15 protein-coding genes and 1 riboswitch are annotated in these 14490 nt (G+C 45.3%); of the genes, 1 reads left to right on the top strand and 14 read right to left on the bottom strand.

All coding sequences use genetic code 11. From position 1 onward, the window contains the following. Nucleotides 1–15: 15 nt before the first annotated feature. Nucleotides 16–162, top strand: coding sequence for an EYxxD motif small membrane protein (locus AC0VZ9_RS01870; protein WP_342025880.1), 147 nt, complete (start codon nucleotides 16–18; stop codon nucleotides 160–162). Here AC0VZ9_RS01870 and purD read toward each other — a convergent pair. The 14 genes from purD to AC0VZ9_RS01800 form a co-directional block, all read right to left on the bottom strand. Next, a complete protein-coding gene (purD, locus tag AC0VZ9_RS01865; RefSeq protein WP_448897546.1) occupies nucleotides 140–1408 on the bottom strand; it encodes a phosphoribosylamine--glycine ligase in 1269 nt (422 codons plus the stop codon). The genes AC0VZ9_RS01870 and purD overlap by 23 nt on opposite strands. 319 nt (nucleotides 1409–1727) lie before the next feature. Further along, on the bottom strand, nucleotides 1728–3263 hold the full coding sequence (gene purH / locus AC0VZ9_RS01860) for a bifunctional phosphoribosylaminoimidazolecarboxamide formyltransferase/IMP cyclohydrolase (RefSeq protein WP_019382933.1): 1536 nt from the start codon (nucleotides 3261–3263) through the stop codon (nucleotides 1728–1730). 34 nt (nucleotides 3264–3297) lie between these two features. Further along, entirely contained in the window at nucleotides 3298–3879 is a 582-nt protein-coding gene (gene purN, locus AC0VZ9_RS01855) for a phosphoribosylglycinamide formyltransferase (protein ID WP_009336746.1), read from the bottom strand. Nucleotides 3880–3892: 13 nt separating this feature from the next. Continuing rightward, on the bottom strand, nucleotides 3893–4918 hold the full coding sequence (gene purM / locus AC0VZ9_RS01850; protein ID WP_019382935.1) for a phosphoribosylformylglycinamidine cyclo-ligase: 1026 nt from the start codon (nucleotides 4916–4918) through the stop codon (nucleotides 3893–3895). A 149-nt stretch (nucleotides 4919–5067) separates the two neighbouring features. Beyond that, nucleotides 5068–6465 carry an amidophosphoribosyltransferase gene (gene purF, locus AC0VZ9_RS01845; RefSeq protein ID WP_071158092.1) on the bottom strand — a complete coding sequence of 466 codons (1398 nt, stop codon included), beginning with the start codon at nucleotides 6463–6465 and terminating at the stop codon, nucleotides 5068–5070. Then, nucleotides 6450–8666, bottom strand: coding sequence for a phosphoribosylformylglycinamidine synthase subunit PurL (gene purL, locus AC0VZ9_RS01840; RefSeq protein WP_019382936.1), 2217 nt, complete (start codon nucleotides 8664–8666; stop codon nucleotides 6450–6452). Before purL ends, purF begins: the two co-directional genes overlap by 16 nt. After that, nucleotides 8650–9336, bottom strand: coding sequence for a phosphoribosylformylglycinamidine synthase subunit PurQ (gene purQ, locus AC0VZ9_RS01835; RefSeq protein WP_019382937.1), 687 nt, complete (start codon nucleotides 9334–9336; stop codon nucleotides 8650–8652). Before purQ ends, purL begins: the two co-directional genes overlap by 17 nt. Continuing rightward, nucleotides 9333–9587: a phosphoribosylformylglycinamidine synthase subunit PurS gene (gene purS / locus AC0VZ9_RS01830; RefSeq protein WP_019382938.1), complete on the bottom strand. Its 255-nt coding sequence runs from the start codon at nucleotides 9585–9587 to the stop codon at nucleotides 9333–9335. Before purS ends, purQ begins: the two co-directional genes overlap by 4 nt. Next, complete coding sequence (gene purC / locus AC0VZ9_RS01825) at nucleotides 9575–10300, bottom strand: phosphoribosylaminoimidazolesuccinocarboxamide synthase (protein ID WP_019382939.1); 726 nt, start codon at nucleotides 10298–10300, stop codon at nucleotides 9575–9577. The genes purS and purC overlap by 13 nt, the downstream gene beginning before the upstream one ends. Nucleotides 10301–10415: 115 nt before the next feature. Next, complete coding sequence (purB, locus tag AC0VZ9_RS01820) at nucleotides 10416–11708, bottom strand: adenylosuccinate lyase (RefSeq protein WP_009336739.1); 1293 nt, start codon at nucleotides 11706–11708, stop codon at nucleotides 10416–10418. Between the two features lie 3 nt (nucleotides 11709–11711). Further along, entirely contained in the window at nucleotides 11712–12866 is a 1155-nt protein-coding gene (gene purK, locus AC0VZ9_RS01815; protein WP_175502193.1) for a 5-(carboxyamino)imidazole ribonucleotide synthase, read from the bottom strand. Beyond that, nucleotides 12853–13341, bottom strand: a complete 489-nt coding sequence (gene purE / locus AC0VZ9_RS01810; RefSeq protein ID WP_026041807.1) for a 5-(carboxyamino)imidazole ribonucleotide mutase — start codon at nucleotides 13339–13341, stop codon at nucleotides 12853–12855. The genes purK and purE overlap by 14 nt, the downstream gene beginning before the upstream one ends. Nucleotides 13342–13480: 139 nt before the next feature. Continuing rightward, nucleotides 13481–13582: riboswitch (purine riboswitch) on the bottom strand. Between the two features lie 88 nt (nucleotides 13583–13670). Next, nucleotides 13671–13877: an NETI motif-containing protein gene (locus AC0VZ9_RS01805; protein ID WP_019382942.1), complete on the bottom strand. Its 207-nt coding sequence runs from the start codon at nucleotides 13875–13877 to the stop codon at nucleotides 13671–13673. Continuing rightward, nucleotides 13874–14416, bottom strand: a complete 543-nt coding sequence (locus AC0VZ9_RS01800) for a DUF2179 domain-containing protein (RefSeq protein ID WP_009336735.1) — start codon at nucleotides 14414–14416, stop codon at nucleotides 13874–13876. Before AC0VZ9_RS01800 ends, AC0VZ9_RS01805 begins: the two co-directional genes overlap by 4 nt. Between the last annotated feature and the right edge of the window lie 74 nt (nucleotides 14417–14490).

The following is a 14490-nucleotide window of genomic DNA, read 5'->3' as shown; positions in this document are numbered from 1 at the left end:
AATCCAGCTCCCTATATGGGGGCTGGAAAATTGAAAGGAGCTGACAATATGTTTTGGGAATACGTAATGGATATGACGTTCGTCCTGGCAGCAATAATTGGAAGCATTGTAGCACTCCTGTTTGTGTATATCCGGAAGACTAAGAAAGGACGTGCGCGATAGCTTTATCGGCAATATCTTTGCGGTAGAATACACCTTCACACTGAAGATTTTCGAGTTCGGAATATACCTTTTGCTGTGCTTCTTTCAGAGTAGGAGCTTTAGCGCCTGCCAGCAGCACGCGGCCTCCATTTGTCACATACTCACCTGAGCTGTTTCGATCAGTGCCGGCATGGAAGACGGAGACATTTGTAAGTGATTGAAGCCCATTCAGAACGGCTCCTTTTTCATAAGCTTCAGGGTAGCCTTTAGAAGCAGCAACCACTCCGACGATTGCTTCCTTATCCCACTCGATTTCAGGCTGTTCCCCTTTTAGGACTGCCAGCATTACTCCCGCCAGATCCGACTTCATGCGGGGTAAAATCACCTGTGTTTCAGGATCTCCAAAACGGGCATTAAATTCAATTACCTTCGGGCCTGCTGTTGTTTTGATCAGACCTGCATACAGGATACCGGTAAAACTTCGGCCTTCCTGAATCATTGCTTTTGCTGCCGGCTTCAAAACATGTTCAACAGCCGCTGCAACTGTTTCATCACCAATATGCGGTACCGGTGAATAAGCCCCCATTCCGCCAGTATTCGGTCCCTGGTCTCCATCATAGGCACGCTTGTGGTCCTGTGCAATTTCTAGCGGAATCACCGTTTCACCGTTCACAAAGGCCATTAAGGAAAATTCTTCGCCTTCAAGGAATTCTTCAATTACAACCGTTGAAGAAGCTTGGCCAAACTTTTCATTCAATAATAGTTCCTCAATCCCAGACAATGCTTCCTGCATAGTCATGGCCACTATTACGCCTTTTCCGGCTGCAAGGCCATCTGCTTTAAGAACAATGGGAGCGCCTTTTGCTTCAATATAGGCTTTCGCTTCTTCATAGTTGCTGAATACCCCATATTCGGCAGTGGGGATAGCATATTTCTTCATTAGCTCCTTGGCAAAGGACTTGCTGCCTTCAATTTCGGCTGCTGCTTTTCTCGGCCCAAATACATTTAACCCGGCTTCTTCAAATCGGTCAGCCAGCCCCTCAAGCAGCGGCACTTCCGGCCCGATTACAGTCAATTCGATTTCATTATCCTGAGCAAACTGCACAAGTTTTTCCTGTTCATGTTCCTGGATGGCAACCGCTTGAGCTGAATCTTCCATTCCCGGATTTCCTGGAGCCGCAAAAACCTGTTTCACTGAAGGGCTTTGATTCATCTTCCAGCAAATTGCATGCTCTCGGCCGCCTCTTCCTATAACCAATACCTTCATTACGCCCACCTCCGTAAAAATGTCAGCTATAATAGCAAGGCCCCTGATCGAGGCGCTTCCGCTTTTCGTATTGTCCAGCTCCAGCGCCTAGGGGCTCGAGGTCATAAGCCAACCTGTCAAAAAGGTAAAGGGCCACCTTTCCGACAGCTCGTCTTATGCTTGTCGCCCCTGATCGAGGCGCTTCCGCTTTTCGTATTGTCCAGCTCCAGCGCCTAGGGGCTCGAGGTCATAAGCCAACCTGTCAAAAAGGTAAAGGGCCACCTTTCCGACAGCTCGTCTTATGCTTGTCGCCCCTGATCGAGGCGCTTCCGCTTTTCGATTAATGTTTAAAATGACGTACGCCTGTAAAGACCATTGCAATTCCGTACTCATCAGCCTTTTTGATGGAATCCTCATCACGGATTGAGCCTCCCGGCTGGATGATGGCTGTGATGCCTGCTTTGGCTGCCGTTTCAACTGTATCGTTCATTGGGAAAAAGGCATCGGATGCCAGTACAGCTCCGTTCGCTTTTTCACCGGCCTGCTCAAGCGCAATTTTGGCAGAGCCTACGCGGTTCATCTGCCCGGCACCGACCCCAAGTGTCATATTTGCATCATTTACGACAATGGCATTGGATTTTACATGCTTCACAACTTTCCAGCCCAGCTTCAATGCTTTCCACTCTTCTTCTGTTGGCTCTCTCTTGGTCGGAACTTTTACTTCTGCATTATCAAGGGTGAATAGATCATATTCCTGCGTCAGCAAGCCGCCTTCAATGGCGGACAATCTCATCTCCGCTTTCTTTTTGCCTTCAAAAGGAATAGTCAGCAGGCGCAGATTCTTTTTCCCTTTTAAAATCTCAAGCGCTTCATTTGAGAAGGAAGGTGCAATGATGATTTCAAGGAAGATTTCATATAGCTTTTTCGCTGTCTCAGCGTCTACTTCCCTGTTCAGGGCAATAATGCCGCCAAAGATTGATACAGGGTCCGCCTCGAAAGCTTTTGAAAAAGCTTCGAATACATTTTCCCCAGTCCCCACTCCGCAAGGATTCATATGCTTAACTGCAACCGCTGCAGGCTCTGAGAATTCTTTTACTATTTGGAGAGCTGCATCTGCATCATTTATATTGTTGTAGGATAATTCCTTGCCGTGAAGCTGTTCAGCGTTAGCAATCGAAAATTCAGAACCAAGCGGCTTGCGGTAAAAGGCAGCCTTTTGATGCGGATTTTCCCCGTATCTCAATGTTTGCTTCAGTTCATACGTAACCGTTAATTTTTCAGGTGTTTCTTCATTTGCCAAATCTGTCATATATTCAGCGATCATCGCATCATAGGAAGCAGTATGGCGGAAAACCTTTGCAGCGAGTCTGCGGCGGGTTTCCTTTTGGACCTCTCCGGTTTCTTTTAGCTGTGAAAGAACTGTTTCATAATCGGCCGGATCCACCACAACCGTTACATAGTCATGGTTTTTGGCGGAGGCACGCAGCATGGCCGGGCCGCCGATATCAATATTCTCTATCGCATCCTCTACTGTCACATCTGGCTTAGCGATAGTTTGCTGGAACGGATACAAATTCACGCACACAACCTGGATAGGCTGGATTCCATGCTCCTCAAGCTGCTGTTTGTGGCCTGGTTCGCCATGCTTTGCCAGCAGCCCGCCATGAATCATTGGATTTAATGTTTTCACACGCCCTTCCAAAATTTCCGGAAAGCCTGTCACATCACTTACTCCGATAACGGGGACTCCACTCTCTTCCAGCGCTTTTTTTGTACCGCCTGTTGAGATAATTTCAAAACCCAGTTCGCTTAACTGCTCGGCAAATTCTGTTATGCCATTTTTATCGGAAACACTGATTAATGCACGTTTCTTCATGTTCGCTCCCCCTGTCTCTGTTGAATGATACACTTTAGTTCTCTACCATTTTAGCATAGAAAAGATTTTGCAAAACCTGCGGATAAAGTTTGTGCTCGACTTCATGTATCTTCTTTTGAAGGCTATCCAGCGTTTCACCCGCACTTATATCAACTGCCGCTTGAGCAATAATCGGCCCAGTATCCATACCTTCATCGACAAAATGAACCGTTACACCGCTTACCTTCACATTGGCAGATAACGCTTGGCCAATTGCATCCTTACCAGGAAAAGCAGGAAGAAGAGAAGGATGGATATTAATAATCCTGCCTTCAAACTCTTTCAAAAGCGTCGGGCCGATCAGTCTCATGTAGCCTGCGAGAATAATATACTCGGCGCCGCTCTCCTTCAGCCTTTGCAAAATCGCTCTTTCATACTCTGCTTTGCCAGCATAGTCTTTAGCTGAAAAAACAAACTGCGGAACCTGTTCGTTTTGTGCACGCTGTGTGCTGTATGCACCTGGCCGATCACAGACAAACAAGACGATCTCAGCCTGCAAATCACCTTTTTTTACAGCATCGGCAATGGCCTGAAAGTTCGTTCCGCTTCCGGAAGCAAACACTGCGATTTTTTTCATGACTTCCTCCAAGTTACAGAATTTCAATTCCTTCCTGATCCGTCACTGTCCCCATTAGATAGGATTTTTCTCCGATATCATTAAAATAGGTGATTAGTTTATCAGCATTTTCTTTATCCGCTGCAATCACCATGCCTGTTCCCATATTAAAAATGTTGTACATTTCTTTGCGTTCCAGTCCGCCGATCTTCTCCATAAGCGTGAACACAGGCGGCACTTCCCAATTGCTTTCACTAAGCTGGGCGCCAAGACCTTCAGGCAGCATGCGGGGGATATTTTCAATAAATCCGCCTCCGGTAATATGCGCCATGCCCTTCAGCTTGAATTGCTTCATAGCTGATAGAAGCGGCTTTACATAAATTTTTGTAGGGCGAAGCAGCTCTTCCCCTAAAGTGCAGCCTAATTCTTCTACATGATCTGTCAAGGACAGATTCGCTTTTTCAAAAAACAGCTTTCTGACAAGTGAGTAGCCATTGCTGTGAATTCCGCTGGATGCAAGCCCAATCAGTACATCTCCAGCTTTAATATCGGAACCATTAATCAGGCTGGATTTTTCACAGGCACCGACCGCAAAGCCGGCAAGGTCATATTCTTCCTCACTGTACATGCCAGGCATCTCAGCTGTTTCACCGCCTACGAGTGCGCATCCTGCCTGTTCGCAGCCATCCGCAATTCCTTTCACAATCGCTTCAATCCGTTCAGGCGCCGCTTTTCCGCAGGCGATATAATCCAAGAAATAAAGAGGTTCCGCTCCCTGTACAACAATATCATTTACACACATTGCGACCGCATCAATCCCAATCGTGTCATGCTTATCCATCATAAAAGCGAGCATCAGCTTCGTGCCGACACCATCTGTACCTGATACTAAAACCGGTTCCTTCAGGTTAAGTTCAGATAGATCGAACATGCCGCCAAATCCGCCCAAACCGCCAAGCACACCAGGACGAATCGTCTTCTGTACGTGCTTTTTCATGCGGGAAACTGCTTCATAGCCAGCTTCAATATCTACTCCGGCCTGTTTATATGCATTTGCCATTCCTTTTCACCTCTTGGTTGGAAAAATAAAGGCCGATTTTGTATTTTATCGGCCAACATTGTGCTTTTACCGGTCAAAAATGATGATTTACCGGTTAATTCTTTATATTTACCGGCCAAAAAGAGCAAAATACCGGCCAAGTTTCATATTTATACCTTTTCATAAGGATGCAAAGTGCTTGGATAAATCTCCGTCGGATACTGGCCTGTAAAGCATGCCAGGCATTGTCCGTCTTTTCGGCCGATTGCTTTGACCATGCCCTCTGTACTTAAAAAGGTAAGTGTGTCCGCACCAATGATTTCTCTTATTTCCTCAACTGAATGATTGCCGGCAATCAATTCTTCCTTTGTTGATGTGTCGATTCCATAGAAACATGGATTTTTAATTGGCGGTGAACTGATAAGCACATGCACTTCTGTAGCTCCTGCTTCTTTCAGCATTGTGACGATCCGTCTGCTTGTTGTTCCTCGAACGATCGAGTCGTCCACCATGATGACTCTCTTGCCCTCTACAACTCCGCGTACCGGAGACAGCTTCATTTTTACACCCTGCTCACGCAGCGATTGGGATGGCTGGATAAAAGTCCGGCCAACATAGCGGTTTTTTATCAAGCCCATCTCATATGGAATGCCTGTAGCTTCAGCATAGCCAATCGCGACAGAGATGCTTGAGTCAGGTACGCCCGTAACGACGTCCCCTTCAACTGGCGCCTCAAAGGCAAGCTGCTTTCCAAGGTTTTTCCGGGCTGTATGAACGTTGATCCCGTTGATATTACTGTCCGGACGGGAAAAATAAACATATTCCATTGTGCACATTGCAATATTAGAGGCCATTGCAAACATTTCAGAACGGAATCCATTGTCGTCAATAATCAGCAGTTCTCCTGGCAGGATATCGCGGATATACTCTGCACCGACAACATCAAAAGCACATGTTTCAGATGCAACCGCATAAGCATCGCCGATTTTGCCAAGCGAGAGCGGCCTCATGCCGTTCGGATCCAGCGCAACCATCAGTTCTGTTTCGGTCATAATCAGAAAAGCATAAGCTCCTTTAATCATGGATAAAGCATTTTTGACACGGTCCTTAAGTGAAGAGAAGCCTGCACGCTTAATTAAGTGAGCCAGCACCTCTGTATCCGAGCTCGTTTGAAAAATGCTTCCCTGTCCTTCAAGCTGATGCTTCAATGCAGTCGCATTCACCAGGTTTCCATTATGGCAAAGTGCAAGACTTCCGCTTTGTGAGTTGAATAGCAGAGGCTGGACATTTTCATATCCGCCCCCGCCGGCAGTCGCATAGCGTACATGTCCGATTGCTGCTTTTCCTTCCAGTTCCTTCATGGCATCTGCAGTGAAAATTTCCGTTACTAGCCCCTCACCTTTAATGCCTTTCAGCTTTTTGCCATCGGTAACAACCATTCCCGTGCCTTCCTGGCCGCGGTGCTGCAGACTATGAAGCCCGTAATACGTGATCTGGGAAGCATCCTGATGCCCCCAGATTCCAAAAACACCGCACTCTTCATTCAGTCCTCTTATTTCAGCAAGCATGGGATAGCCCCTTTCCAGGCCTGCTTTAGAACGTCAACCTGTTCAGCAAGCAATAGGCCCTCTTCATTGGAGATATAAAGTATAGGTGCTTCTGTTACTTCACCGATTAATGTCGCGTCTACTAAACTTTCAAATACTTCCTGGTTTTCTTTTTTGACAGATAGCAAGAAACGGGATTGTGATTCACTGAATAAAGCTGAAGTCGCATTTCCTTTTACCTTGATATCCGCTCCCAGACCTGTTGAACCAATCAGGCTTTCCGCAGCTGCTACCGCTAAACCGCCTTCTGCCACATCATGGGCAGATGCAACAAGTCCCGAACGAATAGCTTTTAAAATTTGTTCCTGTGCCTTTTCTTCTTTTTCGAGATCAAGTTCAGGCGCTTTTCCAAAAATCTTGCCGTATGTCATCTTCTGCAGCTCACTGCCGCCGAACTCATCCTTTGTTTCGCCTACCAGATAAATAAGATCACCAGCTGCTTTAAATGATTGTGTTGTAACATGATCAATGTCATCAACAAGCCCGACCATTCCAATGACAGGTGTTGGGTAGATAGCTGTTCCATTTGTTTCGTTATATAAAGAGACGTTTCCGCCGATAACTGGCGTATTCAATGTGCGGCATGCTTCACTGATTCCATCTGCCGCTTTTTCGATTTGCCAGAAGATTTCAGGCTTCTCCGGGTTTCCGAAGTTAAGATTATCTGTTATCGCCAATGGCTGACCGCCGGAGCAAATGATATTTCTTGCTGCTTCAGCCACAGCAATTTTTCCGCCTGTTTCAGGATCAAGATACATATAACGTGAATTACAGTCTGTCGTCATGGCCAATCCTTTGCGGGTGCCGCGGATGCGAATGACTGCAGCATCTGATCCAGGTGCCACTACTGTATTCGTGCGGACCATATAGTCATACTGGTCATAAACCCATTCCTTGCTGGCGATTGTCGGCTGCTGAAGGAGCTTTACCAATGTTTCTTTATAATCTTCAACCGCAGGAACTTCATTTTCCATTGCCTGAAATTCGCGGAAATATTCCGGCTCGCTTGATGGCTTATGATAAACCGGCGCATCCTCTGCAAGCGCATCTACCGGCAGCTCTGCTACCACTTCTCCCTGATGAGTCAGGCGGAGCATTTTATCATCGGTTACCTTGCCGATAGATACTGCTTCAAGGCCATACTTGGAAAATAAATCAACGATCTCCTGCTCGCGTCCTTTTTTCACGACAATCAGCATTCTCTCCTGAGACTCGGAAAGCATCATTTCATATGCAGTCATGCCTGTTTCCCTTTGAGGAACAAGGTCAAGATTCATTTCAATTCCGGATCCCGCTTTGCTGGCCATCTCAGCAGAAGAGCTTGTCAGACCGGCAGCTCCCATATCCTGAATGCCGACAAGTGCGTCAGACTGGACCAGTTCAAGGCATGCCTCTAGCAGAAGCTTTTCCATGAATGGATCGCCAACCTGGACAGCCGGGCGTTTTGATTCTGATTGGTCTGTTAATTCTTCAGATGCAAAAGTAGCACCATGGATACCGTCACGGCCGGTTTTTGCTCCAACATACATGACTGTGTTGCCTACTCCATGGGCCTGGCCTTTTTTAATATCCTTATGGTCGATTAAGCCGACACACATAGCGTTTACAAGCGGATTTCCTTCATAGGAAGAATCAAACTGCACTTCTCCCCCAACTGTTGGAATGCCGATGCAGTTTCCGTAACCTGCAATGCCTGCGACTACTTCTTTAAAAAGGTACCGTACACGAGGAGTATCCAATTCTCCAAAGCGTAAAGAGTTGAGGAGCGCGACCGGTCTTGCTCCCATTGAAAATACATCGCGGATAATCCCGCCGACACCTGTTGCTGCCCCCTGGTAAGGCTCGATTGCAGACGGATGGTTGTGGCTTTCAATTTTAAAAACAACTGCTTGCCCATCGCCGATATCAACAATTCCAGCTCCTTCCCCTGGTCCCTGAAGTACTTTCTCTCCTGTTGTCGGAAATTTGCTTAAAACGGGCTTTGAGTTTTTATAGCTGCAATGCTCTGACCACATAACCGAAAACAAACCGATTTCTGTGTAATTTGGCAAACGCCCGATAATCTTTTCAATCATCGCAAATTCGTCATCAGACAAACCCATTTCTTTGTATACCTTCTGTGCCTTTAACTGTTCCGGACTTGGCTCAAGCATTAACGACATGTGCTTCCCTCCATTGTTTTACGATTGATTGAAAAAGTTTCAGGCCATCTGCTCCCCCTAAAAGCTCATCAACAGCTCTTTCAGGGTGCGGCATCATGCCGAGTACATTTCCTTTTTCATTGACAATGCCTGCGATGTTTTCCAGGCTGCCATTTGGATTCGTTCCATTGTAAGTAAAAACGATTTGGTTATTTTTCTTCAATTCAGCTAGAACAGCTTCATCACAATAATAGTTTCCTTCACCATGGGCGATCGGAATATTGATTACTTCATCCTTCTCATATGCAGATGAAAACATGGTCTCATTGTTTTCAACCCGTAACTCCACGGTGCGGCAGATGAATTTCAGGCTATCGTTTCTTCTCATTGCCCCAGGCAAAAGACCAGCTTCAAGAAGGATTTGAAATCCATTGCAGACGCCCAGGATCGGCTTTCCTGCTTCAGCCGCTTTAACAACTTCTTTCATGACATTACTGAAGCGTGCGACAGCACCCGAACGGAGATAATCTCCGTAAGAGAAACCGCCGGGAAGAAGAATCCCGTCATATTCGTCTAAACTTTCCGCGTCATGCCAGACATATTCGGCTTCCGCTCCAAGCTCATCCTTTACTGCATGGTACATGTCGATGTCACAATTAGACCCTGGAAATACGATCACAGCAAACTTCACTGAGCAACAGCCTCCTCAATTTCAAAGCGGTAATCTTCAATCACTACATTAGCTAATAAGCGCTCACACATTTCCTTCACAGCTTCTTCAACAGGACGGTCGCTTTTATCCACTATCAGTTCCATGTATTTTCCAATGCGCACATCAGACACTTCGCTGTAATTCATGGAATGCAGAGAATTTTTTACAACTGTTCCTTGAGGATCTAGAACACTTTCTCTTAATGTGACGAAAACTTTTACTTTGTACATACTGTTTGGCCTCCCAGTCGAGCTAAAATATTTTCATAAGCATCTGTTAAATTTCCAAGGTCTCTGCGGAAAACATCTTTATCCAGCTTTTCATTTGTTTCAATATCCCAAAGCCTGCAAGTATCTGGCGAAATCTCATCAGCCAGCAGAATTTGTCCTGATTCATCTTTACCAAACTCCAGCTTAAAATCTACTAATTTAATGCCGAGGTCTTTGAAAAAGTCTCTTAAAATGGCATTAACCTGAAGTGCCTTTTCCTGTAAAAGGGCTGCTTCCTTTTTATCAGCCAGCTGAAGAACTTCAATATGATCTTCTGTCAGCAGCGGATCACCGAGCTCGTCATCTTTGTAGTAGAATTCAACAATCGGCCTCGGTAACTCTTTCCCTTCTACAACTCCCAATCTCTTAGAAAAGCTCCCCGCTGCAACATTGCGGACCACTGTTTCGAGCGGAATGATATCCACCTTTTTAACAAGCTGCTCAGTCTCTGAAAGTCTTTCAATAAAGTGAGATTCAATTCCCAGGTCATGAAGCTTTGAAAAAAGCAAACTCGTAATCTCGTTATTCAAACGGCCCTTGCCGCTGATGCTTGCTTTTTTCTCACCATTAAAGGCTGTTGCAGAATCTTTGTATTCAATCCAGACGATATTTTCATCGTTTGTTTGATAAACCTTTTTGGCTTTGCCTTCGTATAACAATTCTCCTTTTTCCATAGCGGAGAGCCTCCCTTATTTGAATAGCACATGTCTGCTAGACATTATTATTAAGAAGATTGGGAATTTTCCCGATAATAAAGAGGTAAAGACTGCTCTTTACCTCTTTATTTTTTTATAAACCTAGACGGTCAAAAATGGTGTCCACATGCTTGATGTGGTAGTTATAGTCAAAGCAGTCATCTATTTCTGCTTCGGTTAGCTTTGATGTAATCGTCTCGTCCTGCTCGATCAGGCTGCGGAATTGCACCTGTTTTTCCCACGCTTCCATAGCCCGCGGCTGAACAGTATCATATGCCTCTTCACGAGTCATGCCTTTGTCAATTAAGGCCAGAAGAACACGCTGAGAGTAAATCAGCCCTAACGTACGGTCCATATTGCGCTTCATGTTTTCAGGGAAGACTGTTAAATTTTTCACGATATTTCCAAAGCGGTTCAGCATATAGTTCAGCGCAATCGTTGCGTCAGGCAGTATGATTCTTTCAGCTGATGAGTGGGAAATATCCCGCTCATGCCATAATGCCACATTTTCATACGCAGTCATCATATAGCCGCGGATCACTCTTGCCATTCCCGTCATATTTTCTGAACCAATCGGGTTGCGTTTGTGCGGCATTGCTGAAGATCCCTTTTGACCTTTCGCGAAGAACTCTTCCACTTCACGCGTTTCGCTTTTTTGCAGGCCGCGGATCTCTGTCGCAAATTTTTCAATTGAAGTGGCTACAAGCGCAAGCGCCCCCATATAATGTGCATGACGGTCACGCTGAAGTGTTTGCGTTGAAATGGGCGCTGGCTGGATGCCCAGCTTTTCACACACATATTTTTCAACAAACGGATCGATGTTTGCATATGTTCCAACTGCACCTGAGATTTTACCGAATTCCACTCCAGCAGCTGCTTCTTTAAAGCGGTCAAGATTACGCTTCATTTCTTCATACCATAGTGCAAGCTTTAATCCGAATGTAGTCGGCTCAGCATGTACCCCGTGCGTACGGCCCATCATTACTGTATGCTTGTGTTCCTGTGCTTTGTTTTTCAGGATTTCCACAAAGCGTTCGATATCTTTTAGAAGAATATCATTCGCCTGTTTGATTAAGTATGAAAGCGCCGTATCAACCACATCTGTGGAAGTAAGCCCGTAATGAACCCATTTGCGTTCCTCGCCAAGCGTTTCAGATACCGCACGAGTAAAAGCGACCACGTCATGCCGTGTTTCCTCTTCGATTTCTTTAATACGGTCAATATTAAAAGAAGCATTCTCACGGATTTTCTGAACATCTTCTTTCGGAATATCCCCTAATTCAGCCCAAGCTTCACAAGCAAGAATTTCTACCTCAAGCCAAGCCTGAAAGCGGTTCTCTTCTGTCCAGATAGCTCCCATTTCCGGTCTCGTATAGCGTTCAATCATGTTTTATCCTCCGATCTTTTCCTTCACAGGGGTCCAAATGCCGCTTCTTTCTGCTTCTTCAAGTGCCTCTTCGGCTGATTTCCGCAAAAGCGTGACATGGCCCATCTTGCGTTTATATTTGGCATCCTTTTTTCCATACAAGTGAATCTTCCAGTCATCCAATTCAGGTATTTTCTTAATTAAAGGCTCCTGATGCTCTCCTAGTATGTTTACCATAACAGCCGGTTTTAATAGCTCCGTGCTGCCAAGCGGCCAATTGCAAACTGCACGGATGTGCTGTTCAAACTGGGAGGTTTCGCAAGCTTCTATCGAATAATGGCCTGAGTTATGCGGACGAGGCGCAAGCTCGTTAATGTAAATCTGTCCGTCTTTTGTCAGAAACATTTCGACTGCCAATGTACCGACAAGGCTTAAAGCTTCTGCCAGCTGGTTTGCTGCATTTATTGCCCTTTCCTCAGCATCGGCTGTGATCATGGCCGGCACAATTGTCTGGTGCAGAATGTTTTCTTTATGGACATTTTCCCCGACTGGAAATACCGCTTTTTCTCCCGAGATATTCCGGCAGATAATAACCGATATTTCCTTTTCGAATGGAATCCATTTTTCAAGGACGCACACGCCATTCTCAAGAAGCTGTGCAGCTTTCTTAATATCCTGCCCGCTCTTTATTACAACTTGCCCTTTTCCGTCATATCCGCCTCTGGATGTCTTTAATACTGCTGGATAGCCAAGCTTTTCTATATTATCATAAATATCTTTTTCAGTAGTAATGACCGCATATGGCGCTACCTCGCAGCCGGCTTTTTGGATGGCTGCTTTTTCCTTTGTCCGGTCCTGGGTGATTTCCAGCACCTCGCTCCCCTGTGGGACGTACGCATTTGCACATAGCCACTCAAGAGCTTCCGCACTGATATTTTCAAATTCATATGTCACAACGTCACTGACGTCAGCTAACTCTTTTATAGAATCTAAATGGCCATATTCTCCAATGATTTTAATATCCGCAACCTGGCCGCAAGGAGAGTCTTCTGCCGGATCTAAAACGGCAATCCTGAAGCCATTTGCTTTTGCTGCAAGTGCCATCATTCTCCCAAGCTGTCCCCCGCCAATAATTCCAATTGTTTGTCCAGGTAAAATTGTTTTATTAGACAAGTTCATCACTGCTTTCTAGTACTTCCTGTTTTGTTTTATCTCTTTTTGACTGAAGACGTTCTGCAATGGCTGTATCAAAAGCGCCAAGTATTTGTGCTGCCAGCAATCCGGCGTTAGTGGCTCCTGCTTTTCCAATCGCAACCGTTGCAACCGGGACGCCGCCGGGCATCTGAACAATGGACAGCAATGAATCCAGTCCGTTTAGAGCTTTTGATTGGACTGGCACTCCAATGACAGGAAGTGTCGTTTTCGCTGCAACCATTCCTGGAAGGTGTGCCGCTCCTCCTGCACCCGCAATAATTACCTTTATTCCTCTGTCTCTTGCCTGCTCAGCATATTCAAACATAAGATCTGGAGTCCGATGGGCTGAAACAACCTTTTTTTCATAAGGGATTTCAAGCTCTTCCAGAATTCCGCAAGCGTGCTTCATTGTCTCCCAATCTGATTTGCTTCCCATAATGACTGCTGCTTGTGCGCTCATTCTTTCTCCTCCAAATCTTCCAATATAAAAAACCCGCACAGACCCTTCTCTTAATATGAGAGAAAGTAATCTGTCCGGGCTAAAAAGAACCATAAGGAAGACACCTGCAAACGGCAGGAACCATTCCTTCTACATGCCGGGCATATCAGCTTTCCCTCATAGTCCAGCAATTTACGGTTGCCGGGTAGAAACTTATGGGCCCTATTCCCATTATTATACGAGGGGTTTATTCACGTTTTATTAACTACCATCATATTAACAACATACCTGATACTCTGTCAATCGAAAAATCGAACAATACTAAAAGTCAGACAATTAATGTTCGTGTTTTAATCTTCTAATCGTTTTGCTTCAAAAACTATCTGCCTTCCAGCCGGTTCATAATCGACTTTACCACCCGTCTTAACTTCTTTAAATATAGGCTTCTCAGTCCTTCTAACAGGTATATATCCTGCCTTTTGTATCCTGTCCAGGCACTGGTCAATCGTTTCGTTTTCCTGGACCTCAAACACCATTTTGTTTTTGGCTTTGCTCATTGGGATAACTTTCCTCTCTTAACAGATTTCACCCAGAAACCGCCATGAATCGTTTTTGGCTCATAAGCGATGATGAAGGCCTTAGGATCCAGCTCTTTAATCGTCTGATAAAGCTTTAATTCATATTTTCTTGGTGTCAGGATCTGAAGGGCCATCCTATCGCCTTCAAGTCCATTGGCAGCCCAGTTTGTGACACCATAGCCTTTATCCCTTAAAGCTTTTGGAAGATCCCTGTCATATTCCTTTGTAATTACATTTACCGTAATATAGCCAAGAGCAAGCTTCTCTTCAATTTTCATGCCGGCAATAACGCCAATTCCATAACCGACTGCATAAGCAATCAGATTTTGTATTTCATTTAGGTTATCCAGAACCAGCCCTAAACCTATGACATAGATAACAACTTCGATGGTGCTTATAAAAGCTGCAAGGTACCGCTGCCCCTTAAGCGTAAGAATCATCCTGATGGTAAAAAATGATACATATACAATATTAATGATCAAAATAATAGCGACCATAATAAAACTGTTTTCCAGCAAAGCAAGCGTCCTCCTTTATGGGGGATTTAAAGGCATATGGGCGCCCCTTCCCCATTAAGTCCCTATTGTACAAA

This window comes from Cytobacillus sp. QJM3NY_8 (genome assembly GCF_056173585.1).
Note: the sequence above shows the minus strand (reverse complement) of the source record. Positions and strands in the feature narration are given on the sequence as shown.